Raw genomic sequence first — 16,255 nt, forward strand, 5'->3', positions numbered from 1 at the left:
ATGAGTTGGTCTTATCCATATCTGCTTTATCTGCTGCCTTTGGCAGTTTTGCCATGGCTGAGTCGCAATACGGAAAAACAAATTGTCTGGCAGGCCTTATTACCGCGGGATAGTGTTTCTGCTGTCATTGGTTTGACATTACATGTCTTAGCTTCAGCAACACTGGCTGCATTAATCATGGCTTTGGCAGGACCGCATATTCCTGAACACACTGTACAGCGCAGTGGACAAGGGGCAGAGGTGATTGTTTTACTGGATCGCAGTCGTAGTATGGATCAACCCTTTGCCCGTCGTCACAGCTTCCGGTTGTCGACCAAGATGAACTTCAAAGAAAGTAAGCGCAGTGTTGCCCGATATTATCTAACCGAGTTTGTGAACAGCCGTCCGGATGATCGGTTTGGTTATGTCCTGTTCAGCGAACAGGCTGCGGGAATTTTGTCCCTCACCTATAGTAAGGAAACTACGCTGGCGACCATAGAAGCCGGTGGGTTGGGCCGTGGCTTGTCAAAAACAGATATCTCTGTTGCATTAAAAAAAGCCGGTGAAATGTTTGAGGGTGAGGTCTATCGCGGAGCACGGATTGTGCTGCTGATATCTGATGGCGGACAAATTTTATCCACTGAACAGGAACAGCAGATCAGTCAGTTATTACGCGACAACAATCTGAGCTTATATTGGATTTATCTGCGATCAGTGACCGGCATGACTTTAGACGAAATGCCCGGCGAAAGCATTTTGTGGCAGGGCGCACCTGAACGACAGTTACATAGCTTTTTTAAAGACTTAAATGTGCCTTACCGTGCTTTTGAAGCGGGTTCGTTGGAAGAGTTTGCTGAAGCAATGAAAGCGATTGATCAGCAGCATTATCAGACTTTATTGCTTGATGTGAAAATGCCGCGAGAGTCTTTAGCTGATTATTTCTTATGGGTTGCTCTTGTCAGTTTGTTGCTGCTTAGTGCATCACAGATATACACTTGGCTGGGCGTAACTCGTGCCTACCGTTCAAAACACTGATGGTATCGTTCTCAAACCCAGGCTGAATCTCACGAAACTTTATGTCAAATCATTATCTGGACATTTCAATAGAGCAACAGCTCTGCCAGCTTTGGCAGGATGATCGGCTGTTGTTTGCGGCGGCTGTTTCAACAGCGGAAAATGGTCCTGGTGAGCAGCATAATTCAGGGGCTACTCCAAGAGGCTGGCATATTATTCGCGCCTGTATCGGAGCCGGGCAACCTGTTAATACGGTATTTCGCGGCAGACGTCCAACAGGTGAAATCTACAGCCCGGAGCTGGCTGAACGGTTTCCGGATAAGGACTGGATTTTAACCCGTATTCTCTGGTTAAGCGGATTGGAGCCCGGCAAGAATCGGCTGGGAAATGTTGATACAATGCGTCGCTATATTTATATACATGGCACACCGGATAGCGAGCCAATGGGCATCGCCAAATCTCACGGTTGTATCCGCATGCATAATCAGGATTTGCTGGCGTTGTTTGATTTGGTCAAACCAGGCCTGAAAGTCTTTATTCACGAATAAGGTAATTACATGACATTAGGCCCGTTAATGGTGGACTTGGTCGGCTTGACGATCAGTGAGAAAGAGAAGGAAATTCTTCAACATCCATTAGTTGGCGGTGTCATCCTGTTCAGTCGTAATTATGAGTCACCCGAGCAGATTGCTGCGTTAACCACTGAAATACATGCGTTACGCCAACCACATTTGATTATTGCCGTCGATCATGAAGGCGGGCGTGTTCAACGTTTTCGCGAGGGTTTTAGTCGACTACCACCTGTTGGTACGCTGGGGCAGCATTACATGCAACATCCCCAGCAAACGCTTAAACAGGCAGAAGTGACGGGTTGGTTAATGGCGGCAGAGTTACGGGCAGTCGGTGTTGATTTCAGTTTTGCGCCAGTGCTGGATCTGGATTATGGCGTTAGCGAAGTGATTGGTGATAGGGCGTTTCATCGTGATCCTCAAGCGGTCACCAAACTGGCTGCAGCCTATATCAGCGGTATGAAACAGGCTTCAATGGCGGCAGTCGGCAAACATTTTCCCGGTCATGGGGCAGTGGAAGTCGATTCCCATCTGGGATTACCCGTTGATAAACGTCATCTGGAAGATATGTGGCAGGCTGATATGTTGCCGTTCCGACAACTTTGCTCACATACTCTGGCTGGCATCATGCCGGCACATATTGTTTATGAAAAGTGTGACAGTCTGCCGGCGGGTTTTTCGCCATACTGGATTCAGGAAATTCTGCGTAAACGTATGGGCTTTCAAGGCGCAGTCATCAGTGATGATTTGAGCATGGCGGGTGCGGCAATTATGGGTGACAGTACGGCCCGTGCCGAAGCGGCTCTGGCTGCTGGCTGTGATTTATTGCTGCTGTGCAATAATCCGTCGGAGGTAGAAAGTGTGCTGGATAATCTTAAATGTGAAGCCGATCCGCTAAGACATATGCGTCTGGTTCGTCTACACGGTCGACATCCGATTGATCGGGATACATTAATGGCCGGCGAGCAATGGAAACAGGCGGTTTATACCGTAGCCAACTATGCGCCTGATACCGATCGACAACTGGATCTTGCCTGATAAATTTTCGGGAGATTCCTCTTTTACCACCAACCGGTGGTGTTATCATTTTGCTTTGAATTAAATAACGGTCTCATGACTTCGCAATTCGTACACCTTCATTTACATACCGATTATTCGCTGGTTGACGGACTGGTCCGTATCAAACCGCTGGTCAAAGCCGCTGCTGCGTCTGGCATGCCGGCAATTGCTATTACTGATCAACATAACCTGTTTGCCGCCGTCAAACTTTACAGTGCTGCCATGCAAGCCGGGGTCAAACCGATTTTGGGTGCCGATATCCGGCTGCGCGATAGTAACGACAGTAAAAAAAGCCTGCGTATGGTGTTGTTGTGCAGCACGATGGAGGGCTATCACAATCTGTCACGATTGATTTCCAGAGCCTATACCGAAGGACAACATCTGGGTGTACCCATGCTGGAACCCGAATGGCTGGATGGGCAAACCGATGGGTTGATTTGTCTCAGTGGTGGGCGTGAAGGTGTGTTAGGCCGTGATCTGCTCGGTGGTCGCCAGACAGAAGCTGAACAACTTGCCAGACATTGGATGAAGTTGTTTCCCAATCGTTTTTATCTGGAACTGATCCGTACTGGCCGTGAAGATGAAGAGCGTTATATTCAGCAGGCATTACAGCTTGCCAGTCAACTCGACTTGCCAGTGGTCGCCACCAACGATGTGCGTTTTTTAACACCCGATCAGTTTGAAGCCCATGAAGCCAAAGTGTGCATTAACGAAGGCCGGTTACTGGATGACCCTCGTCGACCGAGGATGTACTCCGAACAGCAATACCTGCGAAGTCCGGAAGAAATGGTGCGCTTGTTTTCCGATATTCCGGAAGCCATCACCAACACAGTTGAAATCGCTAAACGTTGTAATGTCCCGTTAACACTGGGCGAACATTACCTGCCAGACTTTCCTGTGCCCGATGGCATGACATTGGCGGAATTCTTCTCCAAAGAATCCTTTGAAGGTCTGGCTGAACGATTACCGGTGTTGTTTCCGGATGAAACCATACGTGAACAAAAACGCGCTGAATATGAGTCGCGATTGCAGATTGAGCTCGACGTTATCAATGAAATGGGCTTTCCCGGTTACTTTTTAATCGTTGCCGACTTTATCCGCTGGGCTAAAAATAATGGCGTTCCGGTCGGACCGGGACGGGGTTCCGGTGCCGGTTCTCTGGTGGCCTATGCTTTAAAAATCACTGATATTGATCCGTTGCAGTACGACTTGCTGTTTGAACGATTCCTGAATCCGGAACGGGTATCGTTACCTGACTTTGACGTCGATTTTTGTATGGATGGTCGGGATCGGGTTATCGATTATGTGTCCCGGCATTATGGCCGGGATCATGTCTCGCAGATCATTACCTTCGGTACCATGGCCGCCAAAGCGGTATTGCGCGATGTAGGTCGTGTGTTAGGTCATCCTTATGGCATGGTTGATCAACTGGCCAAGCTGGTGCCATTTGAACTGAAAATGACACTGAGTAAGGCGCTGGAACAAGAGCCGCAGCTGAAAGAGCGTTATGACAAGGAAGAAGAAGTTCGTACGCTGATTGATTTGGCGTTGCAGCTGGAAGGTCTCACCCGAAATGTCGGTAAACATGCCGGTGGCGTGGTCATTGCACCAAAAAAACTGACCGATTACACCCCCCTATATTGTGAGCAAAACGGAGCCGGGCTTGTATCGCAATATGATAAAGACGACGTAGAAAGTGTCGGTCTGGTTAAATTCGACTTTCTGGGTCTGAAAACCCTGACGGTTATTGATTGGGCGGTTAAAAACGTTAAAGCAATGTTGCCAGCTGAGGATGCCGACAAAATTGATATCGCGCTTTTGCCACTGGATGACAAGCCCAGTTACGATTTGTTGAAACGTTGTGAAACCACGGCGGTATTCCAGTTGGAATCGCGTGGTATGAAAGAGCTTATCAAACGGCTGCAACCGGATAATTTCGAAGACATTATTGCTTTGGTAGCACTGTTCCGCCCAGGGCCCTTGCAATCGGGCATGGTTGATGACTTTGTTAATCGTAAACATGGTCGTGCCAAAGTCGATTACCCGCATCCGGATCTTGAACCTGTTTTAAAACCCACCTATGGGGTTATCGTTTATCAGGAACAAGTCATGCAAATCGCTCAGGTATTGGCTGGCTACAGTTTGGGTGAAGCTGACATGCTGCGCCGTGCTATGGGTAAGAAAAAGCCTGAAGAAATGGCTAAGCAACGGCAAATTTTCCTCGAAGGTGCCAAAAATCGTGGCATTGAGGAAAATACTGCCGGACCTATTTTCGATTTGATGGAAAAGTTTGCCGAATACGGGTTTAACAAATCGCATTCGGCTGCTTATGCGCTCGTCGCCTATCAGACAGCCTGGCTGAAAGCGCATTATCCGGCAGCATTTATGGCGGCAGTTTTATCAGCGGATATGGATAACACCGATAAAGTTGTTGGCCTGATTGATGAATGTCGTGATATGAATCTTACGGTGCTACCACCGGACGTTAATTTCAGCAAAATTCAATTTACGGTGGAGAATGAAACCACTATCCGTTATGGCATGGGCGCTATTAAAGGCGTGGGTGAATCAGCCCTGGCGGGGATTGTGTCAGAGCGTGAACAAGGGGAAGCTTTTACCTCATTATTTGATTTCTGCCGCCGGGTCGAACTGAAAAAAATCAACCGTCGGGTGATGGAATCTTTAGTCAAAGCCGGTGCATTCGACTCATTAGGTGGCCATCGCGCCAGTCTGGAAGCCAGTCTCAGTCGGGCAATGCAGATTGCAGAGCAGCACCGCCGTGATGCGGCCAGTGGCCAGAATGATTTATTTGGTCTGGCCGAGCCGTCTCATGCCGATCAACCGCAGACAGATTTGCTGGAAATCGTGCCAGAGTGGCAGGAAGAACAGTTATTACGCGCTGAAAAAGAAACGTTGGGATTATATCTAAGCGGACATCCGATTGATCGCTATGCCGATGAACTGGCTCAATTTATTCCAAAAAAGATCAGTGAACTGGATGCACCGGAATCCAAAGGTTATCAGCGTAATGAAATTCCTTTACTGACTGCTGGTTTGATTGTGGCAATTCGTACCATGAAATCCAAAAATGGCAGTCGCATGGCGTTCATTACTTTGGATGATCAGACCGCCCGTCTGGAAGTACGGGTATTTGGCGATGTGTATGAGCAGTATCAGAGCGTTATACAACCGGATAAATTGGTGGTGATTCAGGGCAAGATCGGCCAGGATAATTTTAGTGGTGGGCTCGCCGGTACCGCCGAGTCTGTTTATGACTTGCAGAAAGCCCGTGAATTATTCGGTAAGGTCCTGCAACTCACTGTGAAACATAACGGCGAAGACACGCAATGGATCAGTCAGATGCAAACCGTGATGACACCGTTTTGTGGTGGCGTCGTACCGGTTGAACTCAAATATCACAATCAGAATGCGGAAGTGATGATCCGATTGGGGCATGACTGGCAAATTACACCATCCGATACCCTGTTAAAAGAGCTTGCAGACCTGCCCGTCAGTGAAACTGTGACAGTGCGCTATTAACGGGGTAAGTCTGCTTTGTTGGCTTGATGCAATCGTGTAGGATTACTGAAAATTAGACGTTTTTTAAGGATTGCTGACGTGGAAATGATGCCTTACCTGAAACTGATGGCGGATAAAGAAGCCTCGGATTTGTTTTTTTGTACTGCCACTGAACCACAAGTCAAAATTCAGGGGGTGATACGTCCGGTAGGCAGTAAGAAAATGCAGACAGGCGAAGTCAAAGATTTGGCCTACTCGCTGATGGATGAGCAACAAATCGCCGAATTTGAAAAAAATCTGGAAATGAATTTTGCTGTTCCAGTCCATGGGGTCGGTCGATTCCGGGTTAATATTTTCCGGCAGCGTGGCGAAGTTTCAATGGTTATTCGTTACATCCGTACGCATATCCCCAATTTTGAAGAAATGAGTTTGCCGACCGTTCTCGGGAATGTGGTGATGGAAAAGCGTGGACTCATCCTGGTCGTTGGGGCCACGGGCAGTGGTAAATCCACTACGTTGGCAGCGATGATTGGTCATCGTAACCGCAATTCAGGATCGCATATTCTGACCATTGAAGATCCTTTGGAATTTGTGCATTCCCATCAGCGATCAATTGTGCAGCAACGTGAAGTCGGTATTGATACCTTATCTTATGAAAATGCATTAAAAAATGCATTGCGTGAAGCGCCGGATGTGATTTTGATTGGTGAGATCCGTGATATGGACACCATGAAACATGCGATTAATTACTCTGAAACCGGTCACCTGTGTTTGGCGACATTGCATGCCAATAATGCGAATCAGGCGTTGGATCGGATCATTAACTTTTTCCCGGAAATGATGCATCGGCAAATCCTGATGGATTTATCATTGAATCTGCGTGCCATTATTTCGCAGCGCTTATTGCCTTCCATTAAAGATGGCAATCTGGTCCCAGCAGTTGAAGTGATGCTCAGCTCACCGTATATCGCAGAATTGATTAACAAAGGCCAGATAGGCGCGATTAAAGACGCCATGAAAGAGAGCAGTGAGCCCGGCACCATTACCTTCGACCAGGCGTTATTAACACTGTATCGTGAAGGCAAAATTTCTCAGGAAGATGCACTGCGCAATGCTGATTCACGCAATGATCTCAGTCTGGAAATCCGTATGGGTGCAACCGACGATGATAACGATGCGGAAGATGAATTAATCCTCAGCTGAGCGTAAATACAGGGCTTGTTGATCTTTCATAGTAACCAGCAGTGGTGGATATGAAAGATCAACAAGCCCTAGTGCGTGTATAATCGACCTATTTTGATTCGAAGGTAATTTTTAATGCAGTTGAATTTCCTTGACTACGAGCAGCCTATTGCCGAGCTGGAAGCTAAAATTGATGAACTTCGCTACATGAGCAATGACAGCGATCTCAATATCACCGAAGAGATTCAGAAGCTTAAGGAAAAAAGTGAATCGCTGACGCGTTCCATTTTTTCCGGATTGACACCATGGCAAGTAACCCAAATGGCTCGTCATCCACAGCGTCCTTATACATTCGACTACATCAAACATCTGATCACTGATTTTGAAGAACTGCATGGCGATCGTGCTTACGCGGATGATCAGGCATTAATTACCGGAATGGGTCGTTTTAACGATCAACCGGTTATTGTTATTGGTCATCAGAAAGGCCGTGATACCAAAGAAAAAGTCGCGCGTAACTTTGGTATGCCGCGCCCTGAAGGATATCGGAAAGCCTTGCGTGTGATGAAAATGGCAGAACGTTTTGGCATGCCGGTTTTAACCTTTATCGATACCCCGGGCGCCTATCCCGGCATCGGTGCGGAAGAGCGTGGTCAAAGTGAAGCCATCGCACGTAATTTATTTGAAATGGCTAAATTAAAAACGCCGATTATCAGTACTGTTATTGGTGAAGGTGGCTCCGGCGGTGCATTGGCAATTGGCGTCGCCGATCATTTAATGATGCTGCAATACAGTATTTATTCAGTTATCTCCCCCGAAGGGTGCGCTTCAATCCTTTGGAAGAGCGCTGAAAAGGCTTCGGATGCAGCCGCGACGCTCGGGGTGACCTCGGATCGGTTGAAATCTCTGGGTTTGATTGATGAAATCGTTAAAGAACCCTTAGGCGGCGCACATCGTGATCCTGAAGCACTGATGGCAAACATGAAAACAGCAATCAATACCAAAATTAAACAACTCCAGGCGATGCCGGTTGATGAACTGGTGAAACGTCGTCAACAACGTTTGCTGGATTATGGTGCCTTTGAAGGCTAGTGCCTGTTGAACATCATTGTCTCCGCCCCCCAAAGTGTCTTTTGACACTGATTTAGTTGTAAAGACGATCCGCGAATATTGCGGATCGTCCACTTTATGGATTGCCTACAGTGGCGGCATGGACTCTCACGTGTTGCTGCACTTTCTGGCAACACATCGAGATCAATTTCCACAAAAAATTCAGGTCGTACATGTCGACCATCAACTTCAGGCACAATCGGCCAATTGGGCTGAACATTGCCAGAAAATCACTGAGTCATTACAACTGCCATTTCATTTGTTGAAAGTAACAGTAAAAGATATCAATCAATCAGGAATGGAGTCGGCTGCGCGTAGCGCACGATATCAGGCGATAAATAATCTGATTGGCAAAGATGATCTGTTGTTAACCGGCCAGCATTTACAGGATCAGGCCGAAACCCTGATGCTGCAGCTGCTCCGCGGTGCAGGAACTCGTGGATTAGGAGCGATGAAAGTGATCTCACGATGGCAGAAAATGCAGATCGTCAGGCCTTTTCTGGCAATTTCCCGAGAGGATTTACTGGACTATGCCAAGTTACATCAGCTCCAGTGGATCGACGATCCAAGCAATCAGAATACGGATATCCAGCGTAACTTTTTACGGCATCAGATCTGGCCCTTGTTACAGCAGCGCTGGCCCGCGATAAATCAGAATCTGGCGCGCTCAGCACAAAATCTGCAAGAAAGCCAAACGCTGCTGGATGCGTTGGCTGAAGAGGACCTGCTTGCCATCGATGCAAATCCCACGCAAGGCAGCTTAGAGATTAGTGAATTACTGCTGCTGAATGCCGCACGGCAGCGCAATGTACTGCGTTTTTTTATGACAACGTTAAACATGGCATTGCCATCACGTAAAAATCTGCAACGTATTCTGGATGAAGTTTGTCTGGCGGCGGCGGATAGTCAACCGCAAGTGAGATGGCATCATTATATTGCCAGACGCTATCAAAACAAACTGTATTTAAGTTCTGAACCGGAATCGGTAAGCGTGACATCACCCGATTTGATTTACGATCAACAGCCACAAATATTAGATATGGAACGCCGTTTAGTCTGGGAAGCTCACAAAGGTCAGGGGATATCTGACGAGCTGTTTAAGGCTGGCTTATCGATACGGTTTCGTCAGGGGGGCGAAAAAATTCAGTTGCCAGGAAAGACACATCACCAATCATTGAAAAAATTGTTCCAGGAGTGGCAAATCCCGGTTTGGCAGCGTGACACAATCCCATTGTTATTTGCAGATCAACAGTTGGTCGCAATTGTTGGCTATGTCTGCGCCAAAACAGTAAAGCCACAATCGGACCAAACTGGCTGGGTGCCAACGATTGAACGTATTTCTCAGGGAGATTTTGATTGAGGCCATCAGGCAATTCTGATACTTTATGTCGATATTTTTGAGTGTGGCTATTCTGGCTGCGCCGCTATTGCAAAAACTCTCCATAATATGACTAAATTTATATTTGTCACTGGTGGTGTTGTGTCGTCTCTCGGTAAGGGAATCGCGGCGGCTTCACTGGCAGCGATTCTTGAAGCCCGTGGTCTGAAGGTCACGATGGTAAAACTCGATCCGTACATCAATGTCGATCCGGGAACAATGAGCCCGCTGCAGCATGGTGAGGTATTTGTAACGGATGATGGTGCTGAAACCGATTTGGATTTGGGTCACTATGAGCGGTTTATTGATGCCAATATGACCAGCCGTAATAACCATACTACCGGGCAGATTTACGAAAATGTGATTCGTAAAGAACGTCGTGGTGAGTATCTGGGAAATACGGTTCAGGTCATTCCGCACATCACTGATGAAATTAAACGCTGCATTTTTGAAGGTGCTGGCGATGCTGATGTGGCATTGATTGAAATCGGCGGTACAGTAGGCGATATTGAGTCACTGCCGTTTCTGGAAACCATTCGTCAAATGGCCACCGAATTAGGTCGCGACAGAGCGCTGTTTATACATCTTACCCTGGTGCCGTATATTGCTTCAGCAGGTGAAATCAAAACCAAACCGACCCAGCATTCCGTTAAAGAATTACGTACGATTGGTATCCAGCCGGATGTTTTGTTATGCCGCATGGATCGTCCATTACCGGAGTCTGAACGGCGTAAAATTTCATTGTTCACCAACGTACCGGAAAAATCAGTTATCACCTGTATTGATGTTGACAGTATTTACAAGATTCCAATGGAGTTACACAAGCAGGGGCTTGATGACATTGTGGTGAAACAACTGGGGTTGGATGCCAAACCGGCCGATTTGAGTCAGTGGCAACAGGTTTATGAAAATCTGTCTAATCCTCAGGGTGAAGTCAACATCGCTATGGTCGGCAAATATATGGAGCTGACTGAAGCTTATAAGTCGCTTTCAGAATCTTTGATACATGCGGGCATCCATACCCGTACCAAGGTTAATGTGCATTATGTCGACTCAGAAATGATCGAAAAAAATGGCACAGACAGCATTGCCAATATGGATGCGATTCTGGTGCCGGGTGGTTTTGGTAAACGCGGTGTTGAAGGCATGATTTCAACAGCACAGTTTGCCCGTGAGAATAATATTCCCTATCTGGGTATTTGTCTGGGCATGCAGGTCGCGGTGATTGAATATGCTCGTCACAAAGCCGGTTTAAACAAGGCTTTCAGCACCGAATTTGATGCCAATACGCCTGATCCGGTCATTGGATTAATTACTGAATGGCAAAAAGAAGATGGCAGCGTTGAACAGCGTGATCACGATTCGGATCTGGGAGGCACCATGCGTTTGGGCGGGTATCCTTGTGTGTTGAAACCGGGGTCACTGGCACAACAGATCTATGGTGCCGATGAAATTATTGAACGACATCGTCATCGCTATGAATTTAATAACAATTATAAACAGAAACTGGAAGATGCCGGTCTGGTGTTTTCTGGCATGTCGAAAGATAACTCATTGGCAGAAATGATCGAAATTCCCGGTCATCCCTGGTTTGTTGCCTGCCAGTTTCATCCTGAATTTACTTCCACGCCAAGACATGGCCATCGCCTGTTTGAAGGTTTTATTAACGCTGCAGTGGCGAATCATAAAAAACGAGGACAGCAGTAATGCAATTATGTGGTCATGAAGTGGGTGGCAAACAGCCGTTATTTTTGATTGCCGGAACCTGTGTTATCGAAAGCGAACAAATGACCATGGATGTGGCTGGGCAGTTAAAAGAAATGACCGACAAACTGGGGATCCCGTTTATCTACAAATCCTCTTTTGATAAAGCCAATCGCACGTCCACTACAACCTATCGTGGTCCCGGCCTTGAAGCGGGTATGGCGATTCTGGAAAAGGTCAAAAAAGAATTCGGTCTGCCTATTTTGACAGACGTTCATGAAGACACACCGCTGGCTGAAGTCGCCAGTGTGGTCGATGTATTACAAACGCCGGCTTTTTTGTGTCGCCAGACAAACTTTATAATCAATGTGGCAAGCCAGGGGTTGCCGGTCAATATTAAAAAAGGCCAGTTCCTGGCACCATGGGATATGCAGCATGTTGCGGATAAAGCCAAATCCACCGGTAATCAGCAGATCATGTTATGTGAACGTGGCACGTCATTCGGCTACAACACGTTAATTTCAGATATGCGTGGTTTACCAACAATGCGTCATATGGGGTGTCCTGTCGTATTTGATGCCACACATTCTGTGCAGCAACCCGGTGGACAAGGTGGCAAAAGTGGTGGTCAAAGACAATTCGTTCCAGTACTGGCACGCTCTGCGGTTGCGGCCGGTATTGCCGGCGTGTTTATGGAAACCCATCCTGATCCGGAAAAAGCATTAAGTGATGGCCCGAACTCCTGGCCATTAGCCAAAATGCAGGCCTTACTGGAAACATTGATTGCTATCGACAAAACAGTGAAACAGCAGGATTTTATCGAAGACGCCTACCTGTAACAGGTAACACTATTCGAGGTTGAATAGTGTCTGGCATTTTCAGCTTATTTTAGGTGGAGACAACAATGAGTAAAATTATCGATGTTCGTGGTCGTGAGATCATTGACTCTCGTGGCAATCCGACAGTGGAAGCGGATGTCATACTTGAAAGTGGTGCAATGGGAAGAGCCGCTGTGCCTTCTGGTGCTTCCACAGGGGCTCGTGAAGCGATTGAGTTACGTGATGGTGATGCACTGCGCTACCTGGGCAAAGGTGTGACTAAGGCTGTTGAGGCAATCAATAGTGAATTGCGTGCTGCCGTTGTTGGTTTGGATTGTTTTGATCAAAAGGCACTGGACGATAAGTTGATCGCCTGTGATGGTACAGAGAACAAAAAACGTCTTGGAGCCAATGCTCTTTTAGCTGTGTCTATGGCGAACGCTGTTGCTGCCTCCGAAGAAAAAGGACTGCCTTTATACCGCTACCTGGGTGGCGATAAAGCGGTGACTTTGCCTGTGCCGATGATGAATATTATCAACGGTGGTTCTCATGCTGATAACAGTGTGGATTTCCAGGAATTCATGATAGTTCCGGTCGGTAGCAAAAGCTTTAAGGAAGCGGTACGTGCCGGTGCTGAAATCTTTCATCAGTTAAAAGCAGTTTTATTGTCGCAAGGCCTGAATACTGCGGTAGGTGATGAAGGTGGATTCGCACCGGATCTGGCTTCCAATGAAGCCGCTATGGAACTGATTATGGAAGCTATTAAAAAGGCCGGTTATGAACCGGGTCGTGATGTCATGATTGCACTTGATGTTGCCAGTTCCGAGTTTTATAAAGACGGTTTATATCGCCTCGAATCCGAACAGCGTAGTCTCACCGCCGCTGAATTAACTGATTTGCTGGAAAACTGGTGCAATAAGTATCCCATCATCAGCATTGAAGACGGAATGGATGAAAACGATTGGCAAGGTTGGAAATTACTAACTGAACGTGTGGGTGACCGTATTCAGTTGGTAGGGGATGACTTGTTTGTCACCAACAGCGCCATTCTGCAGCAAGGTATTGAGGCCAATGTTGCCAATGCCATTTTGATTAAGCTGAACCAGATTGGTACGTTGAGTGAAACGCTTAATGCAATGAATTTGGCAGCTGAAGCTGGCTACAAGTCAATTGCTTCACATCGAAGTGGTGAAACTGAAGATACCTTCATTGCGGATTTGGCGGTTGCCACGCAATGTGGTCAGATTAAAACGGGTTCGATGTCGCGTTCTGATCGTGTGGCTAAATATAATCAACTTTTGCGTATAGAAGCTGAGCTGGGGGCAACCGCGATTTACCCTGGTTTGCAGGCATTTCCATCTAGATGATATTCGTTGCATGAAAACAGTACTGATTGTACTGACCTTCATATTTGTAATGCTGCAATATCGATTGTGGTTAAGTCATGACGGTTTGCCAGCCCTGTTACGTTTGCATCACACAGTAGAAAAACAACGGATTGATAATTCTAAACTGGAAGAACGTAATCAGGTTCTGGCGGCCGAGGTTGCTGATTTGAAAAGTGGACTGGATGCACTCGAAGAGCGTGCTCGTAGTGAACTGGGTATGGTCAAACCCGAAGAGACTTTTTTTCATATAATCGATATTCCAGATGATGAGCAATAAAGTCTGGGCAGTCGTCCCGGCAGCGGGTATTGGCAGCAGAATGCAGTCTGATCGACCTAAGCAGTATTTATTGCTCAATGATCAACCCGTTATATTTCATACGTTGAGTCGGCTGGCTAACCATCCACGAATTGAAGGGATTGTTATCGCTTTATCCGCTAACGACCCATATTGGCCTTCTTTGAATTTACCACCACACTGGCAGATCCATACGACCATAGGGGGCGTGGAGCGGGCTGACTCGGTCAGCAATGCCTTACAGTTTTTACAGACACTGACTGAAAATGATCCCTGGGTATTAGTGCATGATGCGGCGCGTCCCTGCATACGGCATAGCGATATTGATGAGATGTTACAACAGCTAGGCAATGACCCGGTGGGTGGTATCCTGGGCGTAGCGTTAACGGAAACTGTCAAACGTGTCGATGAAAATAACACTATCCAGGCGACAGTGGATCGAAGCGGATTATGGCGAGCTGCCACCCCACAGATGTTTCGTTTAAATGTTTTGTCTGAAGCCTTAAGTCAATCTAAACAGGCCAGTATCAGGATTACAGATGAAGCCAGCGCCATGGAATTTATGGGGTATAACCCGAAAATGGTTGCAGGTCATGCTGACAATATCAAAATTACCTTGCCGCAGGATCTGGCATTAGCCGCATTGTTTTTACAGCAACAAGAAAATGGAGAAGCCCCATGAGAATTGGTCATGGCTATGATGTACATCGTTTTACCGAAAACTGTGTACTGATTATCGGTGGCGTAACTATTCCGCACTCTCATGGTCTGGAAGCACATTCTGATGGTGATGTACTTATTCACGCGGTATGTGATGCTTTGCTGGGAGCTGCCGGATGGTGGGATATCGGTCATCATTTTCCAGATAATGATATGACATATGCCGGGATCGATAGTCGGGTGTTATTACGGCGAGTATATGATGATTTGACCAATGCCGGCTGGCAGGTTGGCAATGTGGACGCCACAGTGGTAGCACAGGCACCGAAGCTGGCGCCTTATATTCCACAGATGCGTGAGCTGCTGGCCGCGGATCTGCATATTGAATCCTCAGCAATTAATATAAAAGCCACTACTACCGAAAAACTCGGGTTTGCTGGTCGCAAAGAAGGTATTGCTGCCCATGCTGTTGCGCTGATTAAAAAGGCTGAATCGGTTTGAAACATTTTGATTATTTATCCTTGCCGCGGCAATCAGCCAGTGCAGCTGGTTGCACGGGAAAATTGCGCGAAAAAGCCATTTATTTTGAAGTAGAAGAGCATTTGCCGTTTTCACCCGAAGGTGAAGGATCGCATGTCTGGTTGTATGTCCAGAAAACCGATACCAATACCGATTGGCTGGCACAGGAAATTGCCCGTTTCGCAGGTGTCTCGCCGGTTGCTGTTGGTTACGCCGGACTCAAAGACCGTCATGCCGTGACCTCTCAATGGTTCAGTGTCAATTTACAGGGATTGCCGGAACCTGACTGGTTAGCATTTGAAAATGAGCAAATCAAAATTCTTAAAGCGGTTCGCCATAGCAAAAAACTCAAGCGAGGTGCACTTGCCGGAAATCGTTTTCGACTGCGGTTAACCAACATTACGGGCGAACAGACTGTCTGGGAACAAAATCTGCAAACAATCGCTGAGCAGGGCGTACCAAATTATTTTGCTGAACAACGCTTTGGCCATTTTGGCAACAATCTGAAAAAAGCTGAGCAATGGTTCATCGAGGGAACAGAGCCGAAAAAACGTAATCAACGCAGTATTATTATTTCAGCGGCACGTTCCTGGTTGTTTAATCTGGTGCTGGCTGAACGAATCCGACAAGGCAACTGGGATGAAATGCTTGCAGGCGATGTGATGTTGCTGGCCGGCACACGGGCCAGTTATTTTGTCGCAGAAATCAAAGATGCTGTGCTTCAACAGCGGATCAAAGACATGGACATTCATCCGACCGGTCCTTTGTGGGGAAAAGGCGAAGCCATCAGCAAGGCAGAGACTCTTATGCTCGAACAAACCGTTTTGACAGATTGGCAGGATTGGCAGCGACAATTGGAAAAGCTGGGATTAAATCAGGAACGTCGGGCACTGCGACTATTTCCGCAACAATTGAAATGGCAATTTATCAATGAAACCAGTTTGCTGTTAGAGTTTGAGTTGGGACCGGGCAGTTATGCTACGGCTGTTCTGCGTGAACTGGCTGAAATTCAGGATATGTCGCAGAAAATTTCCACAGTATTACCGAGTCTTAGTGAATAG

The 16,255-nt window shown here is 47.0% G+C and carries 14 protein-coding genes; all 14 read left to right on the top strand.

Features of this window, described 5'->3' with window-relative positions; all coding sequences use genetic code 11:
- Complete coding sequence (locus B2337_RS07575; protein ID WP_292413105.1) at positions 1-1,014, top strand: vWA domain-containing protein; 1,014 nt, start codon at positions 1-3, stop codon at positions 1,012-1,014.
- Between the two features lie 41 nt (positions 1,015-1,055).
- Positions 1,056-1,541 carry a L,D-transpeptidase gene (locus B2337_RS07580; protein ID WP_292360027.1) on the top strand — a complete coding sequence of 162 codons (486 nt, stop codon included), beginning with the start codon at positions 1,056-1,058 and terminating at the stop codon, positions 1,539-1,541.
- A gap of 9 nt (positions 1,542-1,550) precedes the next feature.
- Complete coding sequence (nagZ, locus tag B2337_RS07585; protein WP_292413106.1) at positions 1,551-2,600, top strand: beta-N-acetylhexosaminidase; 1,050 nt, start codon at positions 1,551-1,553, stop codon at positions 2,598-2,600.
- Positions 2,601-2,675: 75 nt separating this feature from the next.
- Positions 2,676-6,161 (top strand): DNA polymerase III subunit alpha, encoded by a 3,486-nt coding sequence (gene dnaE / locus B2337_RS07590; RefSeq protein ID WP_292413107.1) that lies wholly within the window; start codon positions 2,676-2,678, stop codon positions 6,159-6,161.
- A gap of 78 nt (positions 6,162-6,239) precedes the next feature.
- Positions 6,240-7,343: a PilT/PilU family type 4a pilus ATPase gene (locus B2337_RS07595; protein WP_292360021.1), complete on the top strand. Its 1,104-nt coding sequence runs from the start codon at positions 6,240-6,242 to the stop codon at positions 7,341-7,343.
- A gap of 114 nt (positions 7,344-7,457) precedes the next feature.
- A complete protein-coding gene (locus B2337_RS07600) occupies positions 7,458-8,414 on the top strand; it encodes an acetyl-CoA carboxylase carboxyltransferase subunit alpha (protein ID WP_292360019.1) in 957 nt (318 codons plus the stop codon).
- A 34-nt stretch (positions 8,415-8,448) separates the two neighbouring features.
- The gene (gene tilS / locus B2337_RS07605) at positions 8,449-9,792 is read left to right on the top strand and encodes a tRNA lysidine(34) synthetase TilS (RefSeq protein ID WP_292413109.1); all 1,344 of its coding nucleotides are present in this window, start codon (positions 8,449-8,451) and stop codon (positions 9,790-9,792) included.
- A gap of 87 nt (positions 9,793-9,879) precedes the next feature.
- Complete coding sequence (locus B2337_RS07610; RefSeq protein ID WP_292360016.1) at positions 9,880-11,517, top strand: CTP synthase; 1,638 nt, start codon at positions 9,880-9,882, stop codon at positions 11,515-11,517.
- The gene (gene kdsA / locus B2337_RS07615) at positions 11,517-12,353 is read left to right on the top strand and encodes a 3-deoxy-8-phosphooctulonate synthase (protein WP_292360014.1); all 837 of its coding nucleotides are present in this window, start codon (positions 11,517-11,519) and stop codon (positions 12,351-12,353) included. Before B2337_RS07610 ends, kdsA begins: the two co-directional genes overlap by 1 nt.
- A gap of 65 nt (positions 12,354-12,418) precedes the next feature.
- Positions 12,419-13,699 carry a phosphopyruvate hydratase gene (gene eno, locus B2337_RS07620; protein ID WP_292360013.1) on the top strand — a complete coding sequence of 427 codons (1,281 nt, stop codon included), beginning with the start codon at positions 12,419-12,421 and terminating at the stop codon, positions 13,697-13,699.
- A gap of 10 nt (positions 13,700-13,709) precedes the next feature.
- Positions 13,710-13,997: a cell division protein FtsB gene (ftsB, locus tag B2337_RS07625; protein ID WP_292360011.1), complete on the top strand. Its 288-nt coding sequence runs from the start codon at positions 13,710-13,712 to the stop codon at positions 13,995-13,997.
- Entirely contained in the window at positions 13,984-14,697 is a 714-nt protein-coding gene (gene ispD / locus B2337_RS07630) for a 2-C-methyl-D-erythritol 4-phosphate cytidylyltransferase (RefSeq protein WP_349677071.1), read from the top strand. The genes ftsB and ispD overlap by 14 nt, the downstream gene beginning before the upstream one ends.
- Entirely contained in the window at positions 14,694-15,176 is a 483-nt protein-coding gene (gene ispF, locus B2337_RS07635; protein WP_292413111.1) for a 2-C-methyl-D-erythritol 2,4-cyclodiphosphate synthase, read from the top strand. Before ispD ends, ispF begins: the two co-directional genes overlap by 4 nt.
- A complete protein-coding gene (truD, locus tag B2337_RS07640; protein WP_292360008.1) occupies positions 15,173-16,255 on the top strand; it encodes a tRNA pseudouridine(13) synthase TruD in 1,083 nt (360 codons plus the stop codon). Before ispF ends, truD begins: the two co-directional genes overlap by 4 nt.

It is taken from the genome of Methylophaga sp. UBA3192, assembly GCA_002363955.1.
Lineage (GTDB): Bacteria > Pseudomonadota > Gammaproteobacteria > Nitrosococcales > Methylophagaceae > Methylophaga.

Bases quoted from the DNA above. Each gene is read 5' to 3' on its own strand.
- B2337_RS07575 (WP_292413105.1), top strand. From the start codon at position 1: ATGAGTTGGTCTTATCCATATCTGCTTTATCTGCTGCCTTTGGCAGTT.
- B2337_RS07580 (WP_292360027.1), top strand. From the start codon at position 1,056: ATGTCAAATCATTATCTGGACATTTCAATAGAGCAACAGCTCTGCCAG.
- nagZ (WP_292413106.1), top strand. From the start codon at position 1,551: ATGACATTAGGCCCGTTAATGGTGGACTTGGTCGGCTTGACGATCAGT.
- dnaE (WP_292413107.1), top strand. From the start codon at position 2,676: ATGACTTCGCAATTCGTACACCTTCATTTACATACCGATTATTCGCTG.
- B2337_RS07600 (WP_292360019.1), top strand. From the start codon at position 7,458: ATGCAGTTGAATTTCCTTGACTACGAGCAGCCTATTGCCGAGCTGGAA.
- B2337_RS07610 (WP_292360016.1), top strand. From the start codon at position 9,880: ATGACTAAATTTATATTTGTCACTGGTGGTGTTGTGTCGTCTCTCGGT.
- kdsA (WP_292360014.1), top strand. From the start codon at position 11,517: ATGCAATTATGTGGTCATGAAGTGGGTGGCAAACAGCCGTTATTTTTG.
- eno (WP_292360013.1), top strand. From the start codon at position 12,419: ATGAGTAAAATTATCGATGTTCGTGGTCGTGAGATCATTGACTCTCGT.
- ftsB (WP_292360011.1), top strand. From the start codon at position 13,710: ATGAAAACAGTACTGATTGTACTGACCTTCATATTTGTAATGCTGCAA.
- ispD (WP_349677071.1), top strand. From the start codon at position 13,984: ATGATGAGCAATAAAGTCTGGGCAGTCGTCCCGGCAGCGGGTATTGGC.
- ispF (WP_292413111.1), top strand. From the start codon at position 14,694: ATGAGAATTGGTCATGGCTATGATGTACATCGTTTTACCGAAAACTGT.